The sequence below is a fragment of the Paraburkholderia sp. BR10936 genome (assembly GCF_040965735.1).
GTDB lineage: Bacteria > Pseudomonadota > Gammaproteobacteria > Burkholderiales > Burkholderiaceae > Paraburkholderia > Paraburkholderia nodosa_A.
The window spans coordinates 171,726-194,798 of record NZ_JBFRCM010000011.1 but is presented as its reverse complement, the minus strand read 5'-3'; the positions used below and the strand labels follow the sequence as shown (position 1 = coordinate 194,798).

General features: G+C 66.8%; 19 protein-coding genes. 8 read left to right on the top strand and 11 right to left on the bottom strand.

Annotated elements, in window-relative coordinates; translation table 11 throughout:
* Window positions 1–13 precede the first annotated feature (13 nt).
* Complete coding sequence (locus tag AB4Y36_RS23100) at window positions 14–418, bottom strand: transposase (RefSeq protein ID WP_083245038.1); 405 nt, start codon at window positions 416–418, stop codon at window positions 14–16.
* A gap of 183 nt (window positions 419–601) precedes the next feature.
* Here AB4Y36_RS23100 and AB4Y36_RS23095 point away from each other — a divergent pair, with 183 nt between their 5' ends.
* Window positions 602–1,429 carry a DUF72 domain-containing protein gene (locus tag AB4Y36_RS23095; RefSeq protein ID WP_368684182.1) on the top strand — a complete coding sequence of 276 codons (828 nt, stop codon included), beginning with the start codon at window positions 602–604 and terminating at the stop codon, window positions 1,427–1,429.
* Between the two features lie 177 nt (window positions 1,430–1,606).
* Window positions 1,607–2,893, top strand: a complete 1,287-nt coding sequence (locus AB4Y36_RS23090; RefSeq protein WP_368604824.1) for a cation:proton antiporter — start codon at window positions 1,607–1,609, stop codon at window positions 2,891–2,893.
* 159 nt (window positions 2,894–3,052) lie between these two features.
* On the opposite strand, the gene AB4Y36_RS23085 is transcribed toward AB4Y36_RS23090, so the two are convergent.
* A complete protein-coding gene (locus AB4Y36_RS23085; RefSeq protein WP_069261965.1) occupies window positions 3,053–4,585 on the bottom strand; it encodes an RNA polymerase factor sigma-54 in 1,533 nt (510 codons plus the stop codon).
* Window positions 4,586–4,922: 337 nt separating this feature from the next.
* Here AB4Y36_RS23085 and AB4Y36_RS23080 point away from each other — a divergent pair, with 337 nt between their 5' ends.
* Window positions 4,923–5,270 (top strand): BON domain-containing protein, encoded by a 348-nt coding sequence (locus AB4Y36_RS23080; protein WP_069261966.1) that lies wholly within the window; start codon window positions 4,923–4,925, stop codon window positions 5,268–5,270.
* Window positions 5,271–5,376: 106 nt separating this feature from the next.
* On the opposite strand, the gene AB4Y36_RS23075 is transcribed toward AB4Y36_RS23080, so the two are convergent.
* On the bottom strand, window positions 5,377–6,429 hold the full coding sequence (locus tag AB4Y36_RS23075; protein ID WP_069261967.1) for an aldo/keto reductase: 1,053 nt from the start codon (window positions 6,427–6,429) through the stop codon (window positions 5,377–5,379).
* 242 nt (window positions 6,430–6,671) lie between these two features.
* Between AB4Y36_RS23075 and AB4Y36_RS23070 the strand changes: the two genes are divergently transcribed.
* The gene (locus AB4Y36_RS23070) at window positions 6,672–11,267 is read left to right on the top strand and encodes a DEAD/DEAH box helicase (protein ID WP_368684181.1); all 4,596 of its coding nucleotides are present in this window, start codon (window positions 6,672–6,674) and stop codon (window positions 11,265–11,267) included.
* 33 nt (window positions 11,268–11,300) lie between these two features.
* On the opposite strand, the gene AB4Y36_RS23065 is transcribed toward AB4Y36_RS23070, so the two are convergent.
* Window positions 11,301–13,817 (bottom strand): heavy metal translocating P-type ATPase, encoded by a 2,517-nt coding sequence (locus AB4Y36_RS23065; RefSeq protein WP_368684249.1) that lies wholly within the window; start codon window positions 13,815–13,817, stop codon window positions 11,301–11,303.
* A 178-nt stretch (window positions 13,818–13,995) separates the two neighbouring features.
* On the opposite strand from AB4Y36_RS23065, the gene AB4Y36_RS23060 reads away from it, so the two are divergent.
* Window positions 13,996–14,481 carry a Cd(II)/Pb(II)-responsive transcriptional regulator gene (locus AB4Y36_RS23060; protein WP_342946065.1) on the top strand — a complete coding sequence of 162 codons (486 nt, stop codon included), beginning with the start codon at window positions 13,996–13,998 and terminating at the stop codon, window positions 14,479–14,481.
* A gap of 15 nt (window positions 14,482–14,496) precedes the next feature.
* Here the strand turns inward: AB4Y36_RS23060 and AB4Y36_RS23055 are convergent, their stop codons facing one another.
* Window positions 14,497–15,957 carry a M20 family metallopeptidase gene (locus AB4Y36_RS23055; protein WP_368684180.1) on the bottom strand — a complete coding sequence of 487 codons (1,461 nt, stop codon included), beginning with the start codon at window positions 15,955–15,957 and terminating at the stop codon, window positions 14,497–14,499.
* Between the two features lie 172 nt (window positions 15,958–16,129).
* On the opposite strand from AB4Y36_RS23055, the gene AB4Y36_RS23050 reads away from it, so the two are divergent.
* Window positions 16,130–16,450 (top strand): superinfection immunity protein, encoded by a 321-nt coding sequence (locus AB4Y36_RS23050; RefSeq protein WP_368604818.1) that lies wholly within the window; start codon window positions 16,130–16,132, stop codon window positions 16,448–16,450.
* A gap of 219 nt (window positions 16,451–16,669) precedes the next feature.
* Window positions 16,670–17,302 carry a LysE family translocator gene (locus tag AB4Y36_RS23045; protein ID WP_342946063.1) on the top strand — a complete coding sequence of 211 codons (633 nt, stop codon included), beginning with the start codon at window positions 16,670–16,672 and terminating at the stop codon, window positions 17,300–17,302.
* A gap of 89 nt (window positions 17,303–17,391) precedes the next feature.
* Here AB4Y36_RS23045 and AB4Y36_RS23040 read toward each other — a convergent pair whose 3' ends face one another.
* Window positions 17,392–17,679: a YodC family protein gene (locus AB4Y36_RS23040; RefSeq protein ID WP_069261973.1), complete on the bottom strand. Its 288-nt coding sequence runs from the start codon at window positions 17,677–17,679 to the stop codon at window positions 17,392–17,394.
* A 134-nt stretch (window positions 17,680–17,813) separates the two neighbouring features.
* Here AB4Y36_RS23040 and AB4Y36_RS23035 point away from each other — a divergent pair, with 134 nt between their 5' ends.
* Window positions 17,814–18,113: a hypothetical protein gene (locus AB4Y36_RS23035; protein WP_368684179.1), complete on the top strand. Its 300-nt coding sequence runs from the start codon at window positions 17,814–17,816 to the stop codon at window positions 18,111–18,113.
* Window positions 18,114–18,293: 180 nt separating this feature from the next.
* Here the strand turns inward: AB4Y36_RS23035 and AB4Y36_RS23030 are convergent, their stop codons facing one another.
* The 5 genes from AB4Y36_RS23030 to AB4Y36_RS23010 form a co-directional block, all read right to left on the bottom strand.
* On the bottom strand, window positions 18,294–18,860 hold the full coding sequence (locus tag AB4Y36_RS23030; protein ID WP_069261974.1) for a carboxymuconolactone decarboxylase family protein: 567 nt from the start codon (window positions 18,858–18,860) through the stop codon (window positions 18,294–18,296).
* A gap of 114 nt (window positions 18,861–18,974) precedes the next feature.
* On the bottom strand, window positions 18,975–20,321 hold the full coding sequence (locus AB4Y36_RS23025; RefSeq protein WP_368684178.1) for an aspartate aminotransferase family protein: 1,347 nt from the start codon (window positions 20,319–20,321) through the stop codon (window positions 18,975–18,977).
* 28 nt (window positions 20,322–20,349) lie between these two features.
* Window positions 20,350–21,414 (bottom strand): C45 family autoproteolytic acyltransferase/hydolase, encoded by a 1,065-nt coding sequence (locus AB4Y36_RS23020; protein WP_368684177.1) that lies wholly within the window; start codon window positions 21,412–21,414, stop codon window positions 20,350–20,352.
* Window positions 21,415–21,618: 204 nt separating this feature from the next.
* Entirely contained in the window at window positions 21,619–22,479 is an 861-nt protein-coding gene (locus AB4Y36_RS23015; protein ID WP_368684176.1) for a MurR/RpiR family transcriptional regulator, read from the bottom strand.
* 144 nt (window positions 22,480–22,623) lie between these two features.
* Window positions 22,624–23,070, bottom strand: a complete 447-nt coding sequence (locus AB4Y36_RS23010; protein ID WP_069261978.1) for a type II 3-dehydroquinate dehydratase — start codon at window positions 23,068–23,070, stop codon at window positions 22,624–22,626.
* Between the last annotated feature and the right edge of the window lie 3 nt (window positions 23,071–23,073).

The window sequence follows — 23,073 nt, the reverse complement described above, 5'->3', positions numbered from 1 at the left end:
GCGCGCTGCCCGCTCATCGCTCCACGAAAGGCCGCGAGAGTGGCCAGCGCAGCGAGGACGCCACCGGAAAGCGCGGCTTGCGGCCGGCCGGCGAGCGCCACGGCTGCATGCGTGCGGCCATGGCCGCGCACAGGGCGAGGCCTTCCTCGCCGTGCAGACGCTCCATGGCGTGATGCACGAGACCGGCGTCGAACCACAGCTTGAAGCGGCGATGGCAGGTGCGGAAATCGGGATACTGCTCGGGCAGCTTCGACCAGACCGAGCCGGTGGCCAGTACCCAAAGAATTCCCGCGAAAACGCGACGAGGATTGTGCGCCGGGCGCCCGCGGCGGCGACCTTCAACACGGATTTCGTGAAACATGGGCGCGATGCTGCGCCACTGCACATCGGTAAGTTCCGGAGATATACGGGAAGACATCTGATGGCCCCTGTGAAGTTATCTGACACAACTGGACTAAAGTAGCCTCACAGCGGACAGGAAAATATCGGACTATGCCTAAAAATCGGGATGAACTCGGCGGTTCAGATCGGCACGCTAACCAGCGGCCGCGGCCAGTGCTGCGCTACACTGCGCCATCCCGGCTTCGCTGACGGATTTCCAATGGCGCCTTCATCCACTTCAAAAGCCCGGCACGGCCGGATTCGCGTCGGCGTGGGCGGCTGGATCTATGCCCCGTGGCGTGGCACGTTCTATCCCGACGGCCTTGCGCAGCGCCGCGAGCTGGAATATGCGAGCCGTCATCTCTCGACGCTGGAAATCAACAGCACGTATTACGGCGCGCAGCGCCCCGAAAGCTTCACGCGCTGGCACGATGAAACTCCGGAAGACTTCGTGTTTTCGCTGAAAGCCCCGCGCTTCGCGATGAATCGCCGTGTGCTGGCCGAAGCCGGGGCCACGATCGAGCGCTTCCTGAGCGGCGGCGTGCTGAACCTGCGCGACAAACTCGGGCCGATCAACTGGCAGATCACGCCGGGCAAGCGCTTCGATCCCGAGGACTACGCACGATTTCTCGAACTGCTGCCGGACGAGGCCGAAGGCCGCCCGCTGCGCCACGCGCTCGAAGTGCGCGACGAGAGTTTTTGCACGCCGGAATTCGTCGCACTCGCGCGCAAGCACAAGGCGGCGATCGTCATCAGCGGCGATTCGGACTATCCGCTGATCGGCGATACGAGCGCGCCGTTCGTCTATGCCCGCATCATGGGAACCGCGCAGGATCACCCGCTGGGCTATGCTCCCGCCGATCTCGACCTCTGGGCGAAGCGCGCGCTCGCCTGGTCGCGCGGCGAAACACCCGACGACCTCGCCACCTACGCGAAGCCGCTCGCCGCGAAGGCCGGCCGCGACGTGTATCTATACGTCATCAGCGGCTTCAAGGAGCGCAACCCGGCGGCAGCGGTGGCGCTGATCGAGCGCGTCGGTGCGAGCTAGCCGCGCACGGCGAATCTAATCTGACACGTAAAAGACCGTAATGCCGCCGTCATGACCTGGTCAGCAGCGAGTTGATATGGGTCAACATGCAAAGTTGCAACGCAGCGAGATACTGAATCGATGCGTTGCGGGCACTGCCGCTCCCGGCGCCCAACCGCACCACGGAGTGTCCTGCCTTTGCAAACTGCAATCGAATTCACAATCCGCGCCGGTATCCTGCTACTCATCATTGCGCTCTGCCACGCCGCTGCACAGCGTTTTCGTCTCTCCGATTCGTTCGGCCTGACCAGCGCCGGCGTGCTGCTCGGCGCGGGCTACCTCGCCTTGCAACAGTTCGCCCCAGCCTTCACCGCTTCGACTGTCGTACCCTTGCTCACGACATCGCTTCCGCCCGAGGCGTATCTCTGGATATTTCTGCCGCCCATCCTCTTCGAAGCGGCGTTGCAGGTCGATACGCGCGGTCTTCTCGCCGATCTCGCGCCCATCCTTCTGCTCGCGATCGGCGCGGTGGTGGCCGCTGCGGCAGGCGTTGGCCTCGCCACGTGGATCAGCAGCGGCGAGAGCCTGATCGTCTGCCTGCTGCTCGGCGCGATCGTCAGCACGACGGATCCTTCCACCGTGATCGCGCTCTTTCGCAATAGCGGCGCGCCCGAACGCCTGATCCGGCTGATCGAGGGCGAAAGCCTGCTCAACGATGCCGCCGCTATCACCATCTCCACGCTCCTCACGAGTGCACTGGTGCTGGCGCCGACCGCTGCGCACAACCACGGCTATCCGCTCGCATCGTTCCTCGTTTCGCTCGTCGGCGGCTGCGCGTTTGGGGCGCTCGCGGGAGCGCTTTTCGTGGCGACGTCGAGCGCGCTGCGCCGCCTGCCTTTTTCCGAGTACGCGCTGTCGCTCGCGCTGCCCACGCTGCTCTATCCGACCGCGGAACACGGGCTTCACGTTTCCGGCGTGGCCGCAGTGGTGTGCGCGGGTCTCGCGGCCAGCCAGCTCATGCGGACACGCCCGCGCGCCGCGAGCCAAGGGCTGTTTCGCCAGCTTTGGGCGTACCAGGCTGGCATCGCCTCCGCCGCTGTCTTTCTGCTCGCGTCAGCGCACGTGCCCGGTCTGGTGCACACGCTGCATCTGCGCGACGCCCTCCCGCTCGGGCTGGCGCTGGTGGCCGCCACGCTGAGCCGATTCGGCATCCTCACGATCTTCGTGCCGCTGCTGAGCCGCTTTGGCATCTGCAAGCCGTTGCCGCGCGCGCATCAATGGCTGATCGCATGGGGCGGCGTGCGCGGGCCCGTCACGCTCACGCTCGCGATTTGCGTCGCGCGCAACGACGCGCTTTCGCCCGACACGCGCGCGTTCGCGGCCGCGATGGCCGCTGCCTTCGTCCTGCTGAATCTGCTCTGCAACGGCCTCACGCTAGGACGTGTGGCGCGATGGCTCGGCATTGCGCCAGGCACTTCCGGCTGACGCGCGCGGCGCTTCGCCCCGCGCTGGGTGCGCCACAAATAGCCGATCGCGGCGCGCGTAACGTCACATGCGGTCCACGCGCTACCACACGTGTCGTTACGCCGGTCACGCGCCGCTGACCTCCCCCCGTCTTCTGGCACGCGGAAGAAACCGCATGCCTCAAATCTGCCGGCGCATCTCAGCCGCTGGCAGCTTCATCATCTGCCGATACTTCGTGACCGTGCGGCGCGCCACCTGCACGCCCTGCTTTTCGAGTTCCTGCGTGAGGATGACGTCGGAAAGCGGGTCGCGCGGATCTTCGGCGTCGATCATTTCCTTGATGAGCGCGCGCACCGCAGCCGCCGAGCACGTGCCACCCGTGCGCGTCTCCAGCTCGCGCGGGAAGAAGCGCTTGAACTCGAAGATGCCGCGCGGCGTGGCCATGTACTTGTTGCCCGTGGCGCGCGAGACGGTCGACTCGTGCAGACCTAATTCGTCGGCGACGTCGCGCAGCAGCATAGGCCGCAGCGCGATTTCGCCGTACTGGAAGAACGCCTTCTGACGCGCGACGATGCACTCGCCCACGCGCAGGATTGTCTCGCAGCGCTTGTGCGCGTTGCGGATCAGCCAGCGCGCTTCCTGCAGCTGCTGAGCGAGCGGCGAGCGGCTCGTCTGATCCGAGCGCGCGAACATTTCCGCATAGAGCTTGTGGATGCGCGCCCGCGGCTCGATGGCCGGGTTCACGCTCACCACCCACTTGCCGCGCACCTGGCGCACGATCACGTCAGGAATGACGTAGCCGCCGTCCGCACGGCCATAGTGGTTGCCCGGTTTCGGATCGAGGCGGCGCACGAGCGCACTCGCGGCCTGCAGCGAAGCGGCGTCGCAGCCGAGCTGGCGCTGCAGCTCCCCGTGCTCGCGGCGCGCGAGGCGTTCGAGATGCTGCGAGACGATCTGCAAGGCCAGTTCGCGATGCGGGGTGTCATGCGGCATCGCCTCGAGCTGAAGCACGAGGCATTCGGAGAGCGAGCGCGCACCGATGCCGGGGCGATCGAGCGTCTGCACCACCCGCAGCGCCACGCGCAGACGGTCCTCGTCGAGCGCGTCGCCCGCGCCCTCCACATCGGCGAGATCGGCGAGGTCCTGACGCAGGTAGCCGTCGTCGTCGAGTGCCTCGATCACGATCTGCGTTGCGATCCGGTCAAGGTCGTCGAGCGGCGAGAGGCGCAGCGCCTCATGCAACTGCTCGCGCAGCGTAACCGGCACGCGCACCCAGTCGGAGGCCTCGGAATCGCCATCCTCGCCGCCGCGATAGCTCGACGTGCGCAACGCGCCGGGCGTTGGCATCTCGGCGGTGTAGCCCGAGCCTTCGTCGCTGTAGCTGGCCTCGGCGTACGACGTCTCTGCGTAGGGGGACGCTTCCTGCGCCATGCCGGCATCGAGGCCGGACTCGCCGGCGCCTTCGGTCGCCATGGCGGGAACTTCTGCCGCGGGCGCCGCCGCGGAGCCGATGCCCGCTGCGCCGTCGGCCGCTTCGGCAGCCTCGCCGGTCTCCGAGGCGGGCGGGACATATTCGAGGAACGGATTGGTGTCGAGCGCCTCGCGCAGCTCCTGCTGGAATTCGAGCGATGACAGTTGCAGCAGCCTCACCGCCTGCTGAAGACGCGGCGTGAGCGCCAGATGCTGGCGCGCGTGTAACGCGATGGAAGGCATGGCAATCCCGTTTTGTTGAATTGAGTGGTAACACCGCTCATGCAACAGCCATGCCAGTTTTTACAACGCACTGTTTTGAAACGGGATCGGCACTTGCAACGCCTACGACGCGAGCCTTTTTCCCGACCCCACCGTGGAGATTTTTACAACGGTGCGGAAAAATTTGTGCGCGCGCCGGTCGGGGAAACCGGGTCGCGTGAATCGGCCGCAATCCCGCATAGTGGGCTGCGTAGACGGCTTCCAGCAGGCTTTCAACGGCGTGCGCAGCGAGCACCGACGCGGCGAGGCACGCACCTTGCGGAGGGAAGCTGCGACCACAACCAGAAAGGGAGTAGCCATGAAGCGCATCCTGATCCTCAAGACCGCGGCTGGCGCCGCTTGCATGACGTTCGCACTTCTCGCCGGTGCGCAGACCACGACGAACAGCTCCGCACCCGCGGCCAGTTCGGAGTCCATGGGCCAGCACGTCGACGATGCAACCATCACGACCAAGGTCAAGGCCGAACTGCTCGGCGCGAAGAACGTGAAGTCCGAGCACATCCACGTGAAGACGCGTAAGGGTGTGGTCTCGCTCACGGGCACCGTGCCGAGCGCCGAAGACCGCGATAACGCCAGGCAGGTCGTGGAAGGCGTCTCAGGCGTGACCTCGGTGAAGAACCATCTGAAGGTCTCGGCGGCGAGCTGACCGATCGTCCGGGCAACCGGATCGACCCAGTTTCAGGCCAGACCGCGCCGGCGGCTTCCACCGCCGGCGCTTTTCATTCCAGCTTCGTTCCCGCGTCATTCCCGCGTCATTCCTCTTCCTGCCGCGATTGCCGCAGCTGCGCGCGCCGCTGCTCGCCCTGACGCGCGAGCATCCAGCCCGGATACTCGGCGGGCAGTCCGCTCGCCTCGCCCAGCACGCCCAGCTCTTCGACACTGAGCTTCACTTTCGTGGCCGCGATGTTGTCGTCGAGCTGGTCCACGCGTTTCGCGCCGATGATCACCGATGTCACCGCCTTCTGATGCAGCAGCCACGCAAGCGCGATCTGCGCGACCGACACGCCTTTGGCCTGCGCGATAGGCCGCATCGCGTCCACGCAGTCCCATGCGCGCTCGCGGTTCACCGGCGGAAAATCGAAGGTCGTGCGGCGGCTGCCCGCCTCGCCTTGCTGGTCGCGCCCATACTTGCCGCTCAGGAGCCCGCCCGCGAGCGGACTCCAGACCATCAGTCCGAGCCCCTCGCTCTCCAGCATCGGCACGAGCTCGCGTTCGAGATCGCGCCCTGCGATCGTGTAGTAAGCCTGCAGCGACTCGAAGCGCGCGAGCCCTTCGCGCTGCGCAATGCCCAGCGCCTTCACGATCTGCCAGGCGGCCCAGTTCGAAACGCCGGCGTAGCGCACGTGCCCCTGCTGCACGAGCGTATCGAGCGCGCGCACCGTTTCCTCGATCGGGGTGACGGGGTCGAAGGCGTGAATCTGATACAGGTCGATGTGGTCGAGCTGCAGTCGCTTCAGGCTCGCCTTCACGCCGTCCATGATGTGATAGCGCGTGGCGCCGCGCTCGTTCGGCGACGAGCCCATTTCGCCGAACACCTTGGTCGCGATCACCACCTGCTCGCGCGGGATCTTGAGGTTCTTGAGCGCCTGGCCGGTGATCTGCTCGGAAACGCCTTGCGAGTAGACGTCGGCGGTATCGATGAAATTGACGCCCGCGTCCAGCGCGCGGCCAACGAGCCGTTCGGCGTCGGACTGCTGGAGATCGCCGATCTGGTTCCAGATGCCGGTGCCGCCGCCGAAGGTCATCGTGCCGAGGCAGAGTTCCGAAACGAACAGGCCGGTGCGGCCCAAGGGGTTGTAACGCATGGTGTGACTCCGTCGTGGGTTCGAGGGAAAGTCCAACGCGGCGAGGATACTGCGTTCGGGCCGCGCCTGCCGGATGGCCGTCACGGCTTGAAACGCAGCAAGGCGGCCGTACATTCCTGCCTGCACCCTGCAACGCCAGCAGCCGCATCGCCCCGCGCCAGGCAGACGCGCACGAAAGCTGCGAGACTGGCAGACGTGCAATGCCGCCGCCTCTGCCGCTTTTTTTGCCGCACATCGCCCGCATGACAACGCCTTCGCCCGTATCCGATCCGCACGCCCCGGCAGCCGCCGCCAGTCAAGACGGCGAGCAAAGCGACGTGCTCGCGCGCTTTCATCCGGCTGTGGCCGGCTGGTTCCGGCGCAGCTTCGACGCGCCCACTGCCGCGCAACGCGCCGCATGGCCGTTAATTGCGAGCCGGCGCGCGACGCTGGTGGCCGCCCCGACCGGCTCGGGCAAGACGCTCACCGCCTTTCTCGCCGCGCTCGACGAACTCGTGCGCGATGGCCTCGCGAACGGTGGCGCACTGCCCGACACGACGCTTGTCGTTTACGTCTCGCCGCTCAAGGCGCTCTCCAACGACATCCGGCTCAATCTGGAACGGCCGCTCGAAGGTATCGGCGAGGAACTCGCGCGGCTTGGCTTGCCCCCGGTCGACATCCGTACCGCGGTGCGCACCGGCGATACGCCGCAGCCCGAGCGCGCGGCGCTCAGAAAACGCGCGCCGCACATCCTCGTCACGACGCCCGAATCGCTCTACGTGCTGCTCGGCTCCGAATCGGGCCGCCGCATGCTGGCGAGCGCGCGCAGCGTGATTGTCGACGAGATTCACGCGCTCGCGGGCAACAAGCGCGGCTGCCATCTCGCGCTGAGCCTCGAGCGGCTCGATGCGTTGTGCGGCGCGCGTCTGCTGCGCATCGGGCTGTCGGCCACGCAAAAGCCGATCGAAACCGTCGCGCGCTTTCTGGTGGGCAGGGGCGACGCGGCGCAAGATCCGAACGCAAACCCGCCCGCGTGCGAGATCGTCGATGTGGGCCATACGCGCAAACGCGATCTTGCGATAGAAATGCCACCCGTGCCGCTCGAAGCCGTGATGGCAAACGACGTGTGGGAGCGCGTGTACGACCGCATGGCCGAACTCGTCGCCATGCACCGCACGACGCTCGTCTTCGTCAACACGCGCCGCATGGCCGAGCGCGTGGCGCGCCATCTCACCGACCGTCTGGGCGCCGAAGCCGTGGCCGCGCACCACGGCAGCCTCGCGCGCGAGCATCGGTTTCTCGCCGAGCAGCGGCTCAAGAGCGGCGATCTGCGCGTGCTTGTGGCGACGGCGTCGCTCGAACTGGGCATCGATATCGGCGACGTCGATCTCGTGTGCCAGATCGGCTCGCCGCGCTCGATCGCGGGCTTCCTGCAGCGCGTCGGGCGCTCGGGCCACCAGGTCGGCGGCGTGCCGAAGGGACGGATCTTCCCCACGTCGCGCGACGACCTGATCGAATGTGCGGCGCTGCTGGATAGCGTGAGGCGCGGCGAACTCGACCGCCTCGCGCTGCCGCAAGCGCCGCTCGATGTGCTCGCGCAGCAGATCGTCGCCGAAGTGGCCTGCGAGGCCTGGGAAGAAGACGCACTCTATGCGCTCGTGCGGCGCGCCACGCCATGGGCGGCGCTCGAGCGCGCGCAGTTCGACGCCGTGCTGCGCATGCTCGCCGAAGGTTACACGAGCCGCCACGGGCCGCGCGCCGCCTACCTGCATCGCGACGTGGTGAGCCACACACTGCGTGCGCGGCGCGGTGCGCGGCTCGTCGCGCTCACGTCGGGCGGCACGAGTCCCGACAACGCCGACTACTCGGTGCTGCTCGAACCGCAGGGCGTGCAGATCGGCACCGTCAACGAGGACTTCGCCGTCGAAAGCCTCGCGGGCGACGTGTTCCAGCTCGGCAACGCGTCGTACCGGATCCTGCGCATCGAGGCGGGCCGCGTGCGCGTGGAAGACGCCCGCGGGCAGCCGCCCAGCATTCCGTTCTGGCTAGGCGAGGCGCCAGGTCGCAGCGACGAGCTTTCGTTCGCGATTTCGCGGCTGCGCAAGCAGGTGGAAGCCGCGCTGATCGATGCGAGCGCGAGCGCTGCCGCGACGGATGACGCCGCGTCGCCCGCCGTGGTCGATCGCGCCACGGCGGCGCTCGCCGCATCGCTCGAGATCGACGATGCCGCCGCGCGCCAGATCGTCGAATATCTCGCGCGCGCCCGCGCCGCGCTCACGGTGTTGCCCACCCAGGACACGCTCGTCATGGAGCGCTTCTTCGACGAGGCGGGCGGCACACAGCTCGTGATCCACACGCCGTTCGGCAGCCGCCTGAACCGCGCGTGGGGTCTCGCGCTGCGCAAGCGTTTTTGCCGCCAGTTCAACTTCGAGCTGCAGGCCGCCGCGACCGAGGACGCCATCATCCTCTCGCTCACCGGTGCGCACAGCTTCGCGCTGGACGAGGTATGGCGCTATCTCCATTCGAATTCCGCGGAACATCTGCTCGTGCAGGCGCTGCTCGAGGCGCCGCTGTTCGGCGTGCGCTGGCGCTGGAATGCGACCACGTCGCTCGCGCTGCCGCGTCAGACCAGCGGACGCAAGACGCCGCCGCAGATCCAGCGCATGCGCAGCGAAGACCTGCTCGCGGCCGTGTTTCCCGACCAGGTGGCGTGCGTCGAAAACATCGCAGGCGAGCGTGAAGTGCCGCGCCATCCGCTCGTCGACCAGACGCTCGACGACTGCCTCCATGATGCTATGGATACCGAAGCATGGATCGCGCTGCTGCGGCGCATCGAGGCGGGCGACCTGAAGCTCGTGGTGCGCGAACTGCCCGCGCCCTCGCCGCTCGCGGCCGAAATCCTCACCGCGCGCCCCTATGCGTTCCTCGACGACGCCCCGATCGAAGAGCGGCGTACTCAGGCCGTGCTGTCGCGCCGGTGGAGCGACCCAGAATCCACCGACGATCTCGGCGCGCTCGACCCCGAAGCGATTGCGAGCGTGCGCGAAGAAGCCTGGCCGCAAGTGCGAGACGCCGACGAAATGCACGACGCCCTCACGAGCCTCGGCGTTCTCGCCGAAAGCGAGGCGCAGCAGGCGCCGCAGTGGCTCGCATGGCTCGCCGATCTGGCGGCGGCGGGCCGCGCAACGCGGCTACCGGTCTCGGATCACGACGCGCTGTGGGTGGGCATCGAGCGGCTTGCGTGTGTGCAGGCCATCTATCCCCAGGCGCAGTGCGAGCCGCCGCTCACGCCGCCGCCTGAATACGCGGATACGTGGACCGAAGACGCGGCGCTCGTCGAGATCGTGCGCGCACGGCTGTCGGGCTTCGGACCGCTCACGATCGCGCAGGTGGCGCGGCCGCTCGCGCTGGAGGCGAGCGTGGCGGCGCTCGCGCTCACGCGCCTCGAAACCGAAGGCACCGTGATGCGCGGACGCTTCACGCCGCAAGCGATGGGCGGCGGCCAGGAGGAATGGTGCGAACGCCATCTGCTCGCGCGTATCCACCGCTACACGGTGCGCAAGCTGCGGCGCGAAATCGAGCCGGTCGAGCGTCACGACTTCATGCGCTTCCTGTTCGAATGGCAACGCGTGGCCCCCGGCTCGCGCGGCTCTGGCCGCGACGCGCTGGCCGCCGTACTCGACCAGCTCGAAGGCTGGGAAGCCTCGGCGCTCGCGTGGGAGGACGAGATCCTGCCGGCGCGCATCGACGATTACACGCCCATGCTGCTCGACGAGCTGTGCCGCTCCGGGCGCCTCGCCTGGGCGCGGCTGCCCGCGCGCGCGGTCGCCGCTTCGACGGTACGCAGCACACCGGTCGTGCTGCTTACGCGCCGTGAGCTGGCGCGCTGGATGGCGCTCGTCGAAACGATCGACACCGCGGGACTATCGGCGCGCGCGCAGCGCGTGTACGAGGCGCTGATACGGCACGGCGCGATGTTCTTCGACGAACTGGCCGCCGATGCGCACCTGCTCGGCGTCGAACTGGAGAACGCGCTCGGCGAGCTGGTGGCGGCAGGCCTCGTCAACGCAGACAGCTTTGCCGGGCTGCGCGCGCTCGTGAAGCCGGCGGCGCAGCGCAGCGCGCATCACGGCAGACGCCGGCCGCGCGGCTTCGGGCCGCTCGCGGGCGGCATGGCCGACGCGGGGCGCTGGGCGACGCTGCGGCGTGTTGCGTTGGCCGATGCGTCGAGCACTCCGGTTGCGGATCTGGACGATGAAGCCGCGCTTGTCGCGACGGAACCGACTGGACCGACTGGACCGATTTCGAGCGCAGCAGCGGGCCTGCGTTCGCAGGCGCTTGCGCGTGCAAGGCAAACGACCGCCAGCACCGCGCGCCGGTCGCCCGCCGACCCGGATCTGCTGGAGCACGTCGCCAACGTGCTGCTGCGCCGTTACGGCGTGGTCAGCTGGCACCTGCTCGGACGCGAGGCGGCGTGGCTGCCGCCGTGGCGCGATCTGCTGCGCGTGCTGCATCGCCTGGAGGCGCGCGGCGAGGTACGAGGTGGACGCTTCGTCACCGGGATTTCGGGCGAACAGTTCGCGCTGCCCGAAGCCGTGGCGCTCCTGCGCGACGTGCGGCGGCGTGCAGCAGCGCAAGGCGGAGGCGGCGCGCTCGTCTGCGTGAGCGCCGCCGATCCGCTCAATCTTCTCGGCACGCTGCTGCCGGGCGAGAAGGTGCCCGCGCTCGCCGGCAACCGTATCGTGTTCCGCGACGGCGTGCCGGCCGCCACCCTGATTGCCGGCCGCTTCGGCTTTCTCGGCGAGTTCGACGAAAGCACCCGCGCCGAACTCCGCGCCCGCCTCGCGAAGCCCTGGTGAGGCGCGCTGGGCGCGTGCGGGCGGGACTGGCTGTTAGTTGCGTTGCTTTGCCTGCGCGGAAGGCTTCAACACGTTGCGCGTGCCGTCGAAATGCCGGCGCACGCGCAGACCGTTCGCCACGACGAGCAGACTCGCGCCCACGTCGGCGAACACGGCCATCCAGAGCGTGGCCTCGCCCGCCATCGCGAGCACGAGAAACACGGCCTTGATGCCGAGCGCAAGCGCGATGTTTTGCTTGAGCACGCTCGCGGTCTTGCGCGAGAGGCCGATGAACGCGGCGATTTTGCGCGGATCGTCGTCCATGATCGCGACGTCGGCGGTTTCGAGCGCGGTCGCGGTGCCCGCCGCGCCCATCGCGAAGCCGATGTCGGCGCGTGCGAGCGCGGGCGCGTCGTTCACGCCATCGCCGACCATTGCCGCCATCCCGTACTGCTTCGAGAGCGCGGCGATCGCGTCCTGCTTGTCCTGCGGCAGCAGATCGCCGCGCGCGTCGTCGATGCCGAGTTGATCGGCGATCGCCCGCGCGGTCGACGCGTTGTCGCCGGTCAGCATGACGGGCGTCACGCCGAGCGCGCGCAAGGCGCGCACGGCCGGTGCGCTTTCCGTACGCAGCGCGTCGGCCACGGCGAACACGGCGACGGCCTCCTGCGGCGCGCACAGCACGATCGCCGTCTTGCCCGCTAGTTCCAGCGCGGCCAGCTGCGCTTCGAGTTCGGGCGAGCACAAACCGAGCTCCTCCACCAGACGGTGATTGCCGAGGCGCCAGAGCGTGCCGTCGACGCGGCCTTGCACGCCGCGACCGTTCAGCACCGCGAACTGATCGACGGCGAGCAGGCGTGCCTCCGGCTGACGCGCCCGCCAGCCTTCGACCACCGCGCGAGCGACGGGGTGCGTGCTCGCATCGTCCAGGCTCGCGGCAATGCGCAGTGCGTGTTCTGTCGAAAGCGGCGGTTCGCTGGACGCACCAGCGCCGACCAGCGCTCGCATCGGCGCCTTGAGCGCATCGGTCAGGACAGGTTCGCCGCGTGTGAGCGTGCCGGTCTTGTCGAGCGCGACGGCCTTGAGCAGCCGGCCGCGTTCGAGCCACACGCCGCCCTTCACGAGCATGCCGTGGCGCGCGGCGGCGGCGAGGCCGCTCACGACCGTCACCGGCGTCGAAACGACGAGCGCGCACGGGCAGGCGATCACGAGCAGAACGAGCGCCTTGTAGAGCCATGCACTCCACGCGCCGCCGAAGACGAGCGGCCCGGCCAGCGCCAGCACCACGGCAAGTACGACCACGGCCGGCGTGTAGTAGCGCGCGAACTGGTCGACGAAGCGCTGCGTGGGCGCGCGCTGCGCCTGCGCCTCCTGCACCGCCGCGGCGATGCGAGCGAGCGTGCTGTCCTTCGCGGGCGCGGTGACGAGCGCTTCGACCACACCATCGACGACGATGCTGCCCGCGTAAAGCACCGCGCCGGTTTCCTTGTCGACAGGCAGGCTTTCGCCCGTGATCGGTGCCTGATCGAGCGCGGCTCGGCCGGCGATCACGCGCGCGTCGAGCGGCACGCGCTCGCCTGTACGTACACGAACACGGCTGCCGACAGCCACATCGCCCACCGCGCACTCGCACCATTCGCCTTGCCCGGATGCGCCCTCGCTGGGTTGCCAGACTTCGGCGGTCTCAGGCGCGAGCACGGTCAGCGCACGGATGGCCTGACGGGCGCGTTCGAGCGACAGCGCCTCGATTTCCTCCGCAAGGGCGAACAGGAACACCACCATCGCCGCTTCCGGCCACTTGCCGATTGCAATGGCGCCGATCAACGCCAGCGACATCAGAAAATAAATGTTGATTGTGAAGTTGCGCAGCGCGATCCAGCCCTTGCGCAGCGTGGGCAGACCCGCGCACACGATCGAGATGGCTGCGCAAGCGAGTACGAGCAGGCTGGTTTCCCGGCCGGTGCGCCAGGCGAGCACCTCGGCGCCTGCGGCTGCCACGCCGCTCACCGCCAGCAGCAGCTTCTGGCGCAGTACGAGACCGACCGGCGCAGGCGGGGCGTCTTGCGCGGACGCGCTTTCATCCAACTCACGCGGCGCCATGTCGAGTGCGCGCAGCGCGGCGACGACCGGCTGTGTATCGTCGAGCCGATGATGGACAGTCAGCTCGCGCGCGAGCAGGTCGAAATCGAGGCGCACGACGCCCGGCAGGGACTCGAGCCGGTTGCGGATCAGGCGCTCTTCGGTCGGGCAATCCATGTTTTGGATGCGCCAGCGAGCGCGGCGCGTGCCTTCGGGCGCCGGAGCCGTGTTGCGCTGACTTTGCGGCGGCGTGCTGTGCGCAGTGTCGCCGTGACAGCAGCTATGGGCGTGCGCGTGGCTGTTCGGCTCGGTTTGTCCGTGGCCGTGCTCGTTGTCGTGGTCATGGTTGTGGCCGTGACCGCGCCCCTGATCGTTGTCGTGGCCGTGCGCATGGCCTTGGTCGTGGGCGTGCTCGTGACCATGGGCACGATCATGGTCTTGTCCTTGATCCTGGTCGTGCCTATGCCCGTGGCCGCCGCACGCGCCGCCCACGCCGCCAGACCCGTGAGCGCCGCCCACCGTCCGTTCCTCATCACGCGCGCGAAGGCGTTGCGCAATGCCGAGCCGCGACACGTAGCTCTGGTTCATAGCCGGTTTCTCCCAAAAGTGACACAATCATTGAACAGCCTGTAGCCGCTACAGGGTCAAGTGATTTGGGAGAGCCGCGACCATGCGAATTGGTGAACTGGCGCGCTGCGCGCACTGCGACGTCGAAACGGTGCGCTTTTACGAGCGCGAAGGCCTGCTGGACGAGCCCGCGCGCGAAACCAACGGTTACCGCAGCTACACGGCCGTGCATGCCGCGCAGCTCAACTTCATCCGTCATTGCAGGTCACTCGGCATCGGGCTCACGGACATTCGCATGCTGCGCCGCTTCCAGGCCGACCCGAGCCAACCCTGCGACGAAGTCAACGAATTGATCGACAGCCAGATCGAGCGCATCCATCAGCAGATCGAAGCGATGCGCGTACTCGAGCAGCAATTGCGCACGCTGCGCGAGAGCTGCCATGCCAATCAGAGCAGCAGCGCGGAGTGCGGGATCATGAAGAGTCTCGAACAGCCCGTCGACGACGAAAGCTGCTCATGCCATGGTGACGGGCACGCTGCACAGGACGCGCCGCCTGCAGACGGCGCGCCTTCCCCTCCCCGCCACTAGCCGCTCAAGGGCAATTCAAGGCGCGGCGGCGATCACTTCGGCCACCGTGGCCGTGAGCTTCTTCGCGTAGGGCACATGGAGGAACTCGTTCGGCCCGTGCGCGTTGGACTTCGGGCCGAGCACGCCGCACACCATGAACTGCGACTTGGGAAACCCTGCCTGCAGCACGTTCATGAGCGGGATCGTGCCGCCCTGGCCGAGATACGCGCAGTCCGCGCCGAAATGCGTGCGCGAGGCGGCGTTGAGCGCTTCCGAGAGCCACGGAGCGAGTTCCGGCGCGCTCCAGCCGTTGGCCGCGCCCGCGTCCGGCCTGAAGGTGACCTTGGCGTTATACGGCGGATCGAGTTCGAGCAGCGCCTTCAGTTCGGCTACGGCCTTCGAAGCCTCGACTAGCGGCGGCAGGCGCAGCGAGAGCTTGAACGCCGTCCGCGGCCGCAGCACGTTGCCGGCGTCGGCGAGTGCGGGCAGGCCCGCCGCTCCCGTGACCGAAAGCGAAGGCCGCCACGTGGAGTCGAGCAGCGCCTGCTGCGGGTCCGTGGTGGTGGGCAGCACGCGCCGGCCGTCCTGGCCGCACGCCCAAGGCATGGTCTTCCAGACGCTTTCACCAAGGATCTTCGCCGTGGCCTCGGCTTCGCTCAAGCGCTGCGCGGGGATCGCGCAATGGAAACCCTTGGGCAGCAGCGTGCCGCTCGCGGCGTCTTCGAGACGCTCGAAGAGCTGCCGCATCACGCGGAAACTGGACGGCGCAATGCCGCCGTAAGAGCCCGAGTGAATGCCCTCCTCGAGCACTTCGACTTCGAGGTCGCCCGCCACGAGACCGCGCAGCGACGTGGTGAGCCAGAGCTGGTCATAGTTGCCCGCGCCCGAATCGAGACACACGACGAGACCGACCTTACCGAGCCGCTCGCGCAGCGCGTCGACATAAGGCAGCAGGTCGTAGCTGCCCGACTCCTCGCAGGTTTCGATGAGACCCACGCAACGCGGACGCTCGCTGCCCTGCGCGTCGAGCGCGGCGAGCGCCGTGACGCTCGCGTAGATCGCGTAGCCGTCGTCCGCGCCGCCGCGCCCGTAGAGGCGTCCGTCTTCGAGCTTCGGCGTCCAGGGGCCGAGGTCGTTGCGCCAGCCCGCGAATTCCGGCTGCTTGTCGAGGTGGCCGTAGAGCACGACCGTCTCGCTGCTTCCCGAGCGCGTGGCGGGCGCTTCGAAGAAAATCACCGGCGTGCGATTGGGCAGCCGCACGATCTCCAGCTTCAGGCCGCGCACCGGCTGCTGTTCCGCCCACTTCGCGGCCTCCTGCACGACGCGCTCGAGATAGCCGTGCTGGGCCCACTGCGGATCGAATGCCGGGCTCTTGGCCGGCACCGCGATGTAGTCGGTCAACGCGGGCACGATCTCGTCATGCCATTTGCGTTCGACGAAGGCGCGCAGTTCGTCGTGGTCGAGTTGACGGGTGGCCTCGGACGGGTCGGAGATCATGGTGTGGGTTCCCAGCGATGAAAAACCCGATGATAGACCCGAACCCCCACCGGCCGACACCCCTCGCGCCCGGTGATGGCCGTCCGGCCAGGGCATGGCGTGCGCTCAGGGCCAATCCGCGCGACAATGATCCTTCGGGCATATTCCGCCCTTTTTTCTGGAGAATGGAAATATGGTGAGCCGTTCCGTCTTCGAGATCATCGTTCTCGCAGCGGTGGTCGCGCTCTACTTTCTCCCAGCGCTGATCGCCGACAGGCGTCAGCGTCACGACCTGCTGGTCATCGCAGTCTTCAATGCCGTGCTCGGCTGGACACTGCTCGGCTGGCTGCTGGCGCTCTTCTGGGCGCTGCAACCGAATCCGCCGAAGGATCTCGGCGGCCAGACCAGGATTCGCAGCCGCCGGCTGGGGATGCTGCTCTTCTCGCGCCGGCTCGACGACCGGGTCCAGGCGCGCGAAAGCCGCGCCACTGAGAGCAAGCGCTCGCCGCATTGAGGCCGTCGCGGCTTATCCGTTTGGCCAACGTTTCAGGCCATGGCGCGCAAGCGCTGCCGTCGCATGAAATAATCACCGGGAATCAAGCTGCGTTGGCCGCGCCGTTTTGATCGTTTTGATCGTTCTATATCTGGCTGAAGCGCTCAGCGTTGTGCCCATCGCTCGAGTCGCCTTCACACCCATCAGCAACCCAAGCAAACATCAACACGGAGCCTCGTCATGCCACACGCCGCCCCGCTGCTCGCCTTTGCCGCCGTCGCACTCGGCATGGCGCTCACGCCCGGACCCAACATGATCTACCTGATCTCGCGCTCGATCTGCCAGGGGCACAAGGCGGGCCTGATCTCCCTGGGCGGGGTCGCGCTCGGCTTCGTGTTCTACATGCTGTGCGCCGCCTTCGGCATTACCGCGTTGCTCATGGCCGTGCCGTTCGCCTACGACGCGCTGCGCCTGGGCGGCGCGCTCTATCTGTTCTGGCTCGCGTGGCAGGCGCTCAAGCCCGGCGGCCGCTCGCCGTTCCAGGTGCGCGAGTTGCCCGCCGACCGCCCGCGCAAGCTCTTTCTGATGGGGTTCGTCACGAACCTGCTGAATCCGAAAATTGCCATTCTGTATTTGTCGCTGCTGCCGCAGTTCATCGACCCACATCACGGGAGCGTGCTCGCGCAGTCCATCGTGCTCGGCAGCGTGCAGATCGCGCTTTCGATCAGCGTGAATGCCGCCGTGGCGATGACGGCGGGCACGATTGCAGCGTTTCTCGGCGACCGGCCGGGCTGGCTCAAGCTTCAACGCTGGCTCATGGGTACGGTGCTGGCCGGACTCGCCGTGCGTATCGCCGCCGAAGGCCAGCGCTAAAGCAAACGGCCGGGCGCATCCGGCCCGGCCGCTACTTCATCGTATTTGACGCGCCTGTGGCGCGTGTGCAGTCTGCGTGGGTCTACGCCTCAGACCCTGCCGATGGCCCTTCCGCCAGCCGGGCTGCGCATCTTGACGAACGCCGCGGGAATCGAGCGCGGTTCGATCTGCACCATGTCCTGAGCGAACATGTCCTGGCGCAGTTCGCCTTGCTCGTCGAACCACTGGCAGATCAGCCAGTGACCGCTGGCAAAGCCTACCGGGCCGGCATACATGACGGTCATGCGCGGACCGCCCGATTTCAGGGTGACAACGTCGCCAATTCCGGCCATGGCAGCGAGCGGCTTTTCGGCTACGTCGATGGTCGTATCAAGCATGATGTGCCCCGTTAAAAAAGTCGCACAGAGAAAAAACCCGGGCGGGTTAGCCCCTGGCTCCCGCCCGCCCTTTCGATAATCAGAATGGGACGGTCATTAATAAGTTTGGCAAGACTAACAACTCGAATTAATGCGTGCAAGTGGTTTCCATTAAACCTGCTGAAAACCCTGTTATTCGACGCACGCCGAAACCCCCGTTTAATCCCTTCCCGCACAATTTACGCGGAAAGCCGTACATGGCTGGAAAAAGCTACCGGGCAAGGTTTCCCCCGAAACAGTCATATTATTTCCAATCCACAACCGGAAAATCCCGCAATGCAGCGGCAATAAACATGGCACACGGCAACTGCATTAACGATTTCGTCCAAAAACCGGAAGCCCTGCCAGAGCGAATGGAAACGATTTCTACGCGGATAAACCGTCCGTTCGATTAATTCGCCCACGCCGCACTTGAACTGTTCTCCTGGGGGGAAATCCTCATGTTTTACCGATGCCCACAAAATTCTGCGGTTGAAATACGGTTGTCACTTAAATGGAATTGCAGTGCGGTGCAAAAAAATGCCCCATCCGGCAAAGCCGGATGGGGCTGCGCGCGCAGGACGCGGTCAGTCCGCTTATTCGGCAAACGGCAAGGTCGTCTGGCCTTCCGCGCGCATGGCGAAGACATTGAGCGTCATTGCGACGAGCGCGTAGTAGCCAAGCAGCCCGACCAGGTTGATCGTGGTTTCGTAGCCAAAGCGCTCGACGGCACGCGCGTAGGTCGCGTCGGACACACGCTTCGCGTCGTACAGCTCGGTCGTGAACGCGTAGATCAGCGCGTCGTCGGGCTCGTCGAACCGGGGCGCGACGCCCGTGCGGATCTGCTCGGCCAGCACCTCGGGCACGCCCGCCTTCAGGGCGATGGGATAATGGATGTACCACTCTGCCTGCGCCTGCCAGCGCGCGGCCGTGACGAGAATCGCCAGTTCTGAGAGGCGCAGCGACAGGCCTGTCTGGTAACGACAGAACGCCCCAAGGCGCTGCGCATGCTGCGCCAGTTCCGGGCTGTGGATCCAGCCGAGGAACGGACCGTTGAGGTTGCCGCGCGGACCGGAAAGGATCTCGTCCAGCACCGCCTTCTGCTCCGGCGTCGCCTGGGCAGCGTCGAAAGCGGGAAGCCGCGAGGTCGGGTTTTGCGTCATCAATGGACTCCGTTGGAGGTTATGACCGGCGCGCGCGACCGATTGCGGTCGCCGCGATCTCGGCCGCCGCTAGCGGCGGACAGTTAGTTGCACTTCAACTCCATACAGCGAAGCTTACGCCGGGCGCGCCACGCCCGTTACGTCGAGCGCACCGTCGACGGCCGCGGCAAGCCGCTCGACGATCGAGTCGATGTTCTGCTCCGTGCAGATGAAAGGCGGCGCGAGCAGCACATGATCGCCGTTGCGGCCGTCCACGGTGCCGCCCATCGGATAGACCATCAGGCCGCGCGCGAACGCCTCGCGCTTGATCGCCGCGTGCAGCTTGAGCGCCGGGTCGAAGGTGGCCTTCGTGGCGCGGTCCTTCACCAGCTCGACACCGACGAACAGGCCGCGGCCGCGCACATCGCCCACGTACGGATGGTCCGCATAACGCTCGCGCAGACGCGCACGCAATTGTTCGCCGCGGGCGAGCACGTTGTCGAGCAGCTTCTCCTCGGCGATCACGCGCTGCACTTCGAGCGCCGCCGCGCAGGCCGTGGCGTGGCCGATATACGTGTGGCCGTGCTGGAAGTAGCCGCTGCCGCCCACGATCGTCTCGTAGATGCGCTGGCTCACGAGCGTCGCGCCGATCGGCTGGTAGCCTGCGCCCAGGCCCTTCGCGATCGTCAGCAGGTCCGGCGCAACGCCGTCCTCTTCGCAGGCGAACAGATGGCCGGTGCGGCCCATACCCGACATGATCTCGTCGAGGATCAGCAGCACGCCGTAACGGTCGCACACCGCGCGGATCTTGCGGAAGTAGTCGCGCACGGGCGGCACCGCGCCGGCCGTTGCGCCCACCACGGTTTCCGCGACGAAGGCCGCAACCGTTTCGGAACCGAGTTCGAGAATCTTCTGCTCGAGTTCATCGGCGAGGCGCTGCGCATAGGCCTCGTCGGTCTCGCCTTCGTGGCGCTCTCGGTACGCAAAGCAAGGGCTCACGTGATGCGATTCGATCAGGATGGGCAGGAACGGCTCGCGGCGCCACGCATTGCCGCCGATCGCGAGCGCCCCGAGCGTGTTGCCGTGATAGCTCTGCCGGCGCGCGATGAAGTGGCGGCGCGCAAGCTCGCCCTTCTCCACGAAGTACTGGCGCGCGAGTTTGAGCGCGGCCTCGATCGCCTCCGAACCGCCCGACACGAAGTACACATGGTCGAGCCCCTTGGGCGCCGCGGCGATGAGGTGATCGGCGAGTTGCTCCGAGACCTCGGTCGTGAAGAAGGAGGTGTGCGCGTACGGCAGTTGCTGCGCCTGACGCTTGATCGCGTCGATCACGCGCTGGTTGCTGTGGCCGAGGCATGAAACCGCGGCGCCGCCGCTTGCGTCGATGTAGCGCTTGCCGGTGGAATCGACGATTTCGATGCCTTCGCCTGCCACCGCGACGGGCAAGCTTTGCTTCGGCATCCGGTGAAACACCTTGGTCATATGTGTCCTCGATGAAGTCCGTGAATATTTAGCGGTTCGCGCCGTCTGCATCGCGCGCGTTCGAATCGATAAAGCGGCCAAGCACGCGCTCGCCGCCCTGCCAGACGTCGAACGCCACGCCGCGCGGCTCGACGCGCATGCAGGCGGTGGCGAGCGTGTTCTCGTCGTCGGGGTCGTGCGGATCGTCGCGGAAGATCGGCAGGCCGGCGCCCGCGCGATCCTGCAGCACCTGCACGAAAGCCGCGCCGTCGGGCTGCGCGCCAAGCGCGGGCAACAGCTCGGCGAGACGGGTCTGGCGATCGCGCGACGAGTCGGTGACGATCTGCGCCTCACGCTCGCAGCCCGAGTGAATGAGGTGATTCGCGTGTCCCGAGGGCGCGCTCACTTCGCGCGCCGAAGCGCGCTGCGCAGTGGCTTCGACGCTAACCACACGCACCTCGCCCGCCTCGTCGGTCCCGCCGATCGTGTGGTGGAAGCCGCTCGCGCGCGGCGTGTCGCGCAGCAGCGCGAGGGCTTCTTCCAGCGTCGCGCAATCGAGCACGGCGCGCGCCAGGATCATGCGCGGCACACCCACGCGCGGCTCGCGGATGCGCACGTTGTTGATCGCTTGCGCAAGTCCCGCACGCGTAGCTGCGAAGGTATGCCCCGGCAGCGAGCCCGGATAGTAGAAGCTGAGGAAACCGGGCTTTCCGTCGGGTTCGACCTCGACCACGCTGCAGTGGCCATGCAGCCAGGGGTCGCCGTCTTCGTTGTGCGCGATCAGGCCCACACCCGGCGTGCGCACCGCGAGCGTCGTGCAGCCGTCCGGTGCGTGGTGGATCAGTTCACCGCGGCAATTCCAGAGGAACAGGTCTTCCGCGGACCAGTCCAGCGCCTGCGCCATTGCGTCGATTTCCGCGACATAGGTCGGAAAATACTGTGCGGCTGCGGCGCGCAACTGCTGCGCAAACGCACTGCCGCGCCAGCGGCTCACCGCCCGCCAGGCGCTGCTTTGCGCCATGTAATCCGCAAAGGTCGGCTTCACGTGTGCGCCGAGCTGCCGGCCGATCGCCTCAGGCGAACCGGCCACGCGGATAGTCTTGAGTTCCTGCATCTGTTTCTCGCTTTTGCTACCGGTATGGGTCTACCTCTTCCTATAGTGCGCTTTATACGTCACCGCAACATATGTTGTCAAATTAAAAATCGATCACAACAAATGCGATGGAAACGAGCAAAGCAAAGCCGGATGCCTGCTCACAACGACATCCGGCTGCGGGAAAACAGGCGCGAAATGGCGCGGAAATGCCGGGGGTGGCGCTCAGGGCACGTAAGCGCCGCGTGCGTTCAAGGAACGCTCGGCCTGTTCGAGCTGCGCGATCGCGCCCGAGCCTTCGAGCGCCAGCAGATGGGCGACGAGCGACTCGGCCAGGGCCGTCGCAGCGACGAGCGAAGGGAAAAACGATGGGCTTTCGTGCGTGAAGATCAGCGCCTTGTCGGCGTTCAGCGCAATGGGCGAGACGGCGCTGTCGGTAATCGCGATCAGGCGACTGCCTTTGGCGAGCGCGGCCTCGGCCACGCGCACCGCCTCGACCGAATACGGTGCGAAGCTGACAACAATCGTTGCGCTGTCGCGCCCGATGCCGAGCAACTGCATCTCCAGCGTCCCCGCCTCGCCGCCCAGCAAGGAAACCGAAGGCCGGAACAGGCGGTATCCGTAGACGAGCCCGAACGCCACTGCATAGCACGAGCGAAAGCCCGCCACGTGCACATGCTTCGCGCGACGCAACACGCGCGCCGCCTCGACCATCGAGCGGGTATTGTGCGCGGCGCTCGCCTCCAGATTGTGCTGTTGTGCCACGAGCAGGTCGCGCGCGAGGCCGTCCTTCGCATTGCCCGCCACGAGCGAGCGGGCCCGCGAGGAAAGCGGCTCCGGCCGCGTGCGCACGCGCGCGACGAACAGGTCCCGCAGCTCGTTCCAGCCCGGAAAGCCCAGTTGCTGGGAAAGCCGCACGAGCGAAGCAGGCTGCACGCGGGCGCGCTCGGCCACTTTGCGCATCGACGAAACGGCCACTTCGTCGGGATGGTCGAGCAGGAAGGCAGCGCCGGTCTGGAACTGCGGGCTCAAATCGGAGAAACGCGCGCGGATCAGCGCGGCGAGCTGGTCGAAACTGTCTGGCATGCGTCGCTCTGGCAGTGGGTGACAACAAATGTTACCACCGGTGTTGCCGGATGTTGCAAGTCGGGACAGATGACGATGTCGCGCATGCCGACGGACGCGGGCTCCATCCAGGCGCCCGCGTGCTTCATACATCGAAGAGTCGGTTCAAGCCTGTTTGCCCCACAGATCGTCAATCGCACGGATCGCGAGCAAGTATCCGTTCGCTCCTGCCCCGCAAATTACCGCGGTGGCCGCCACCGAAATCGTCGAGTGACGATATTCTTCCGAGCGTTGGTGAATATTGGTGATATGCAATTCCACGACTGGCCGGCGGATGAGCTTGACTGCGTCGAGCACCGGAATCCGACCGAATGAAAAGCCGGCCGGATTGATGATCAGCGCGGCGTCCTGCAGGAATGCTTCCTGAATCCAGTCGATCAACTCGCTTTCGCTGTTCGTTTGACGAAATACGCAGTCGAACTTGAGCGCGTCGGCCAGCGTGAGGCAATTCTGTTCGATGTCCTTCAGCGTAGTGCTGCCATAAAGATGAGGCTCCCTCGCGCCCAGCATGTTCAGGTTGGAACCATTGAGGATGTAGAGTTTGCGCGTCATGGT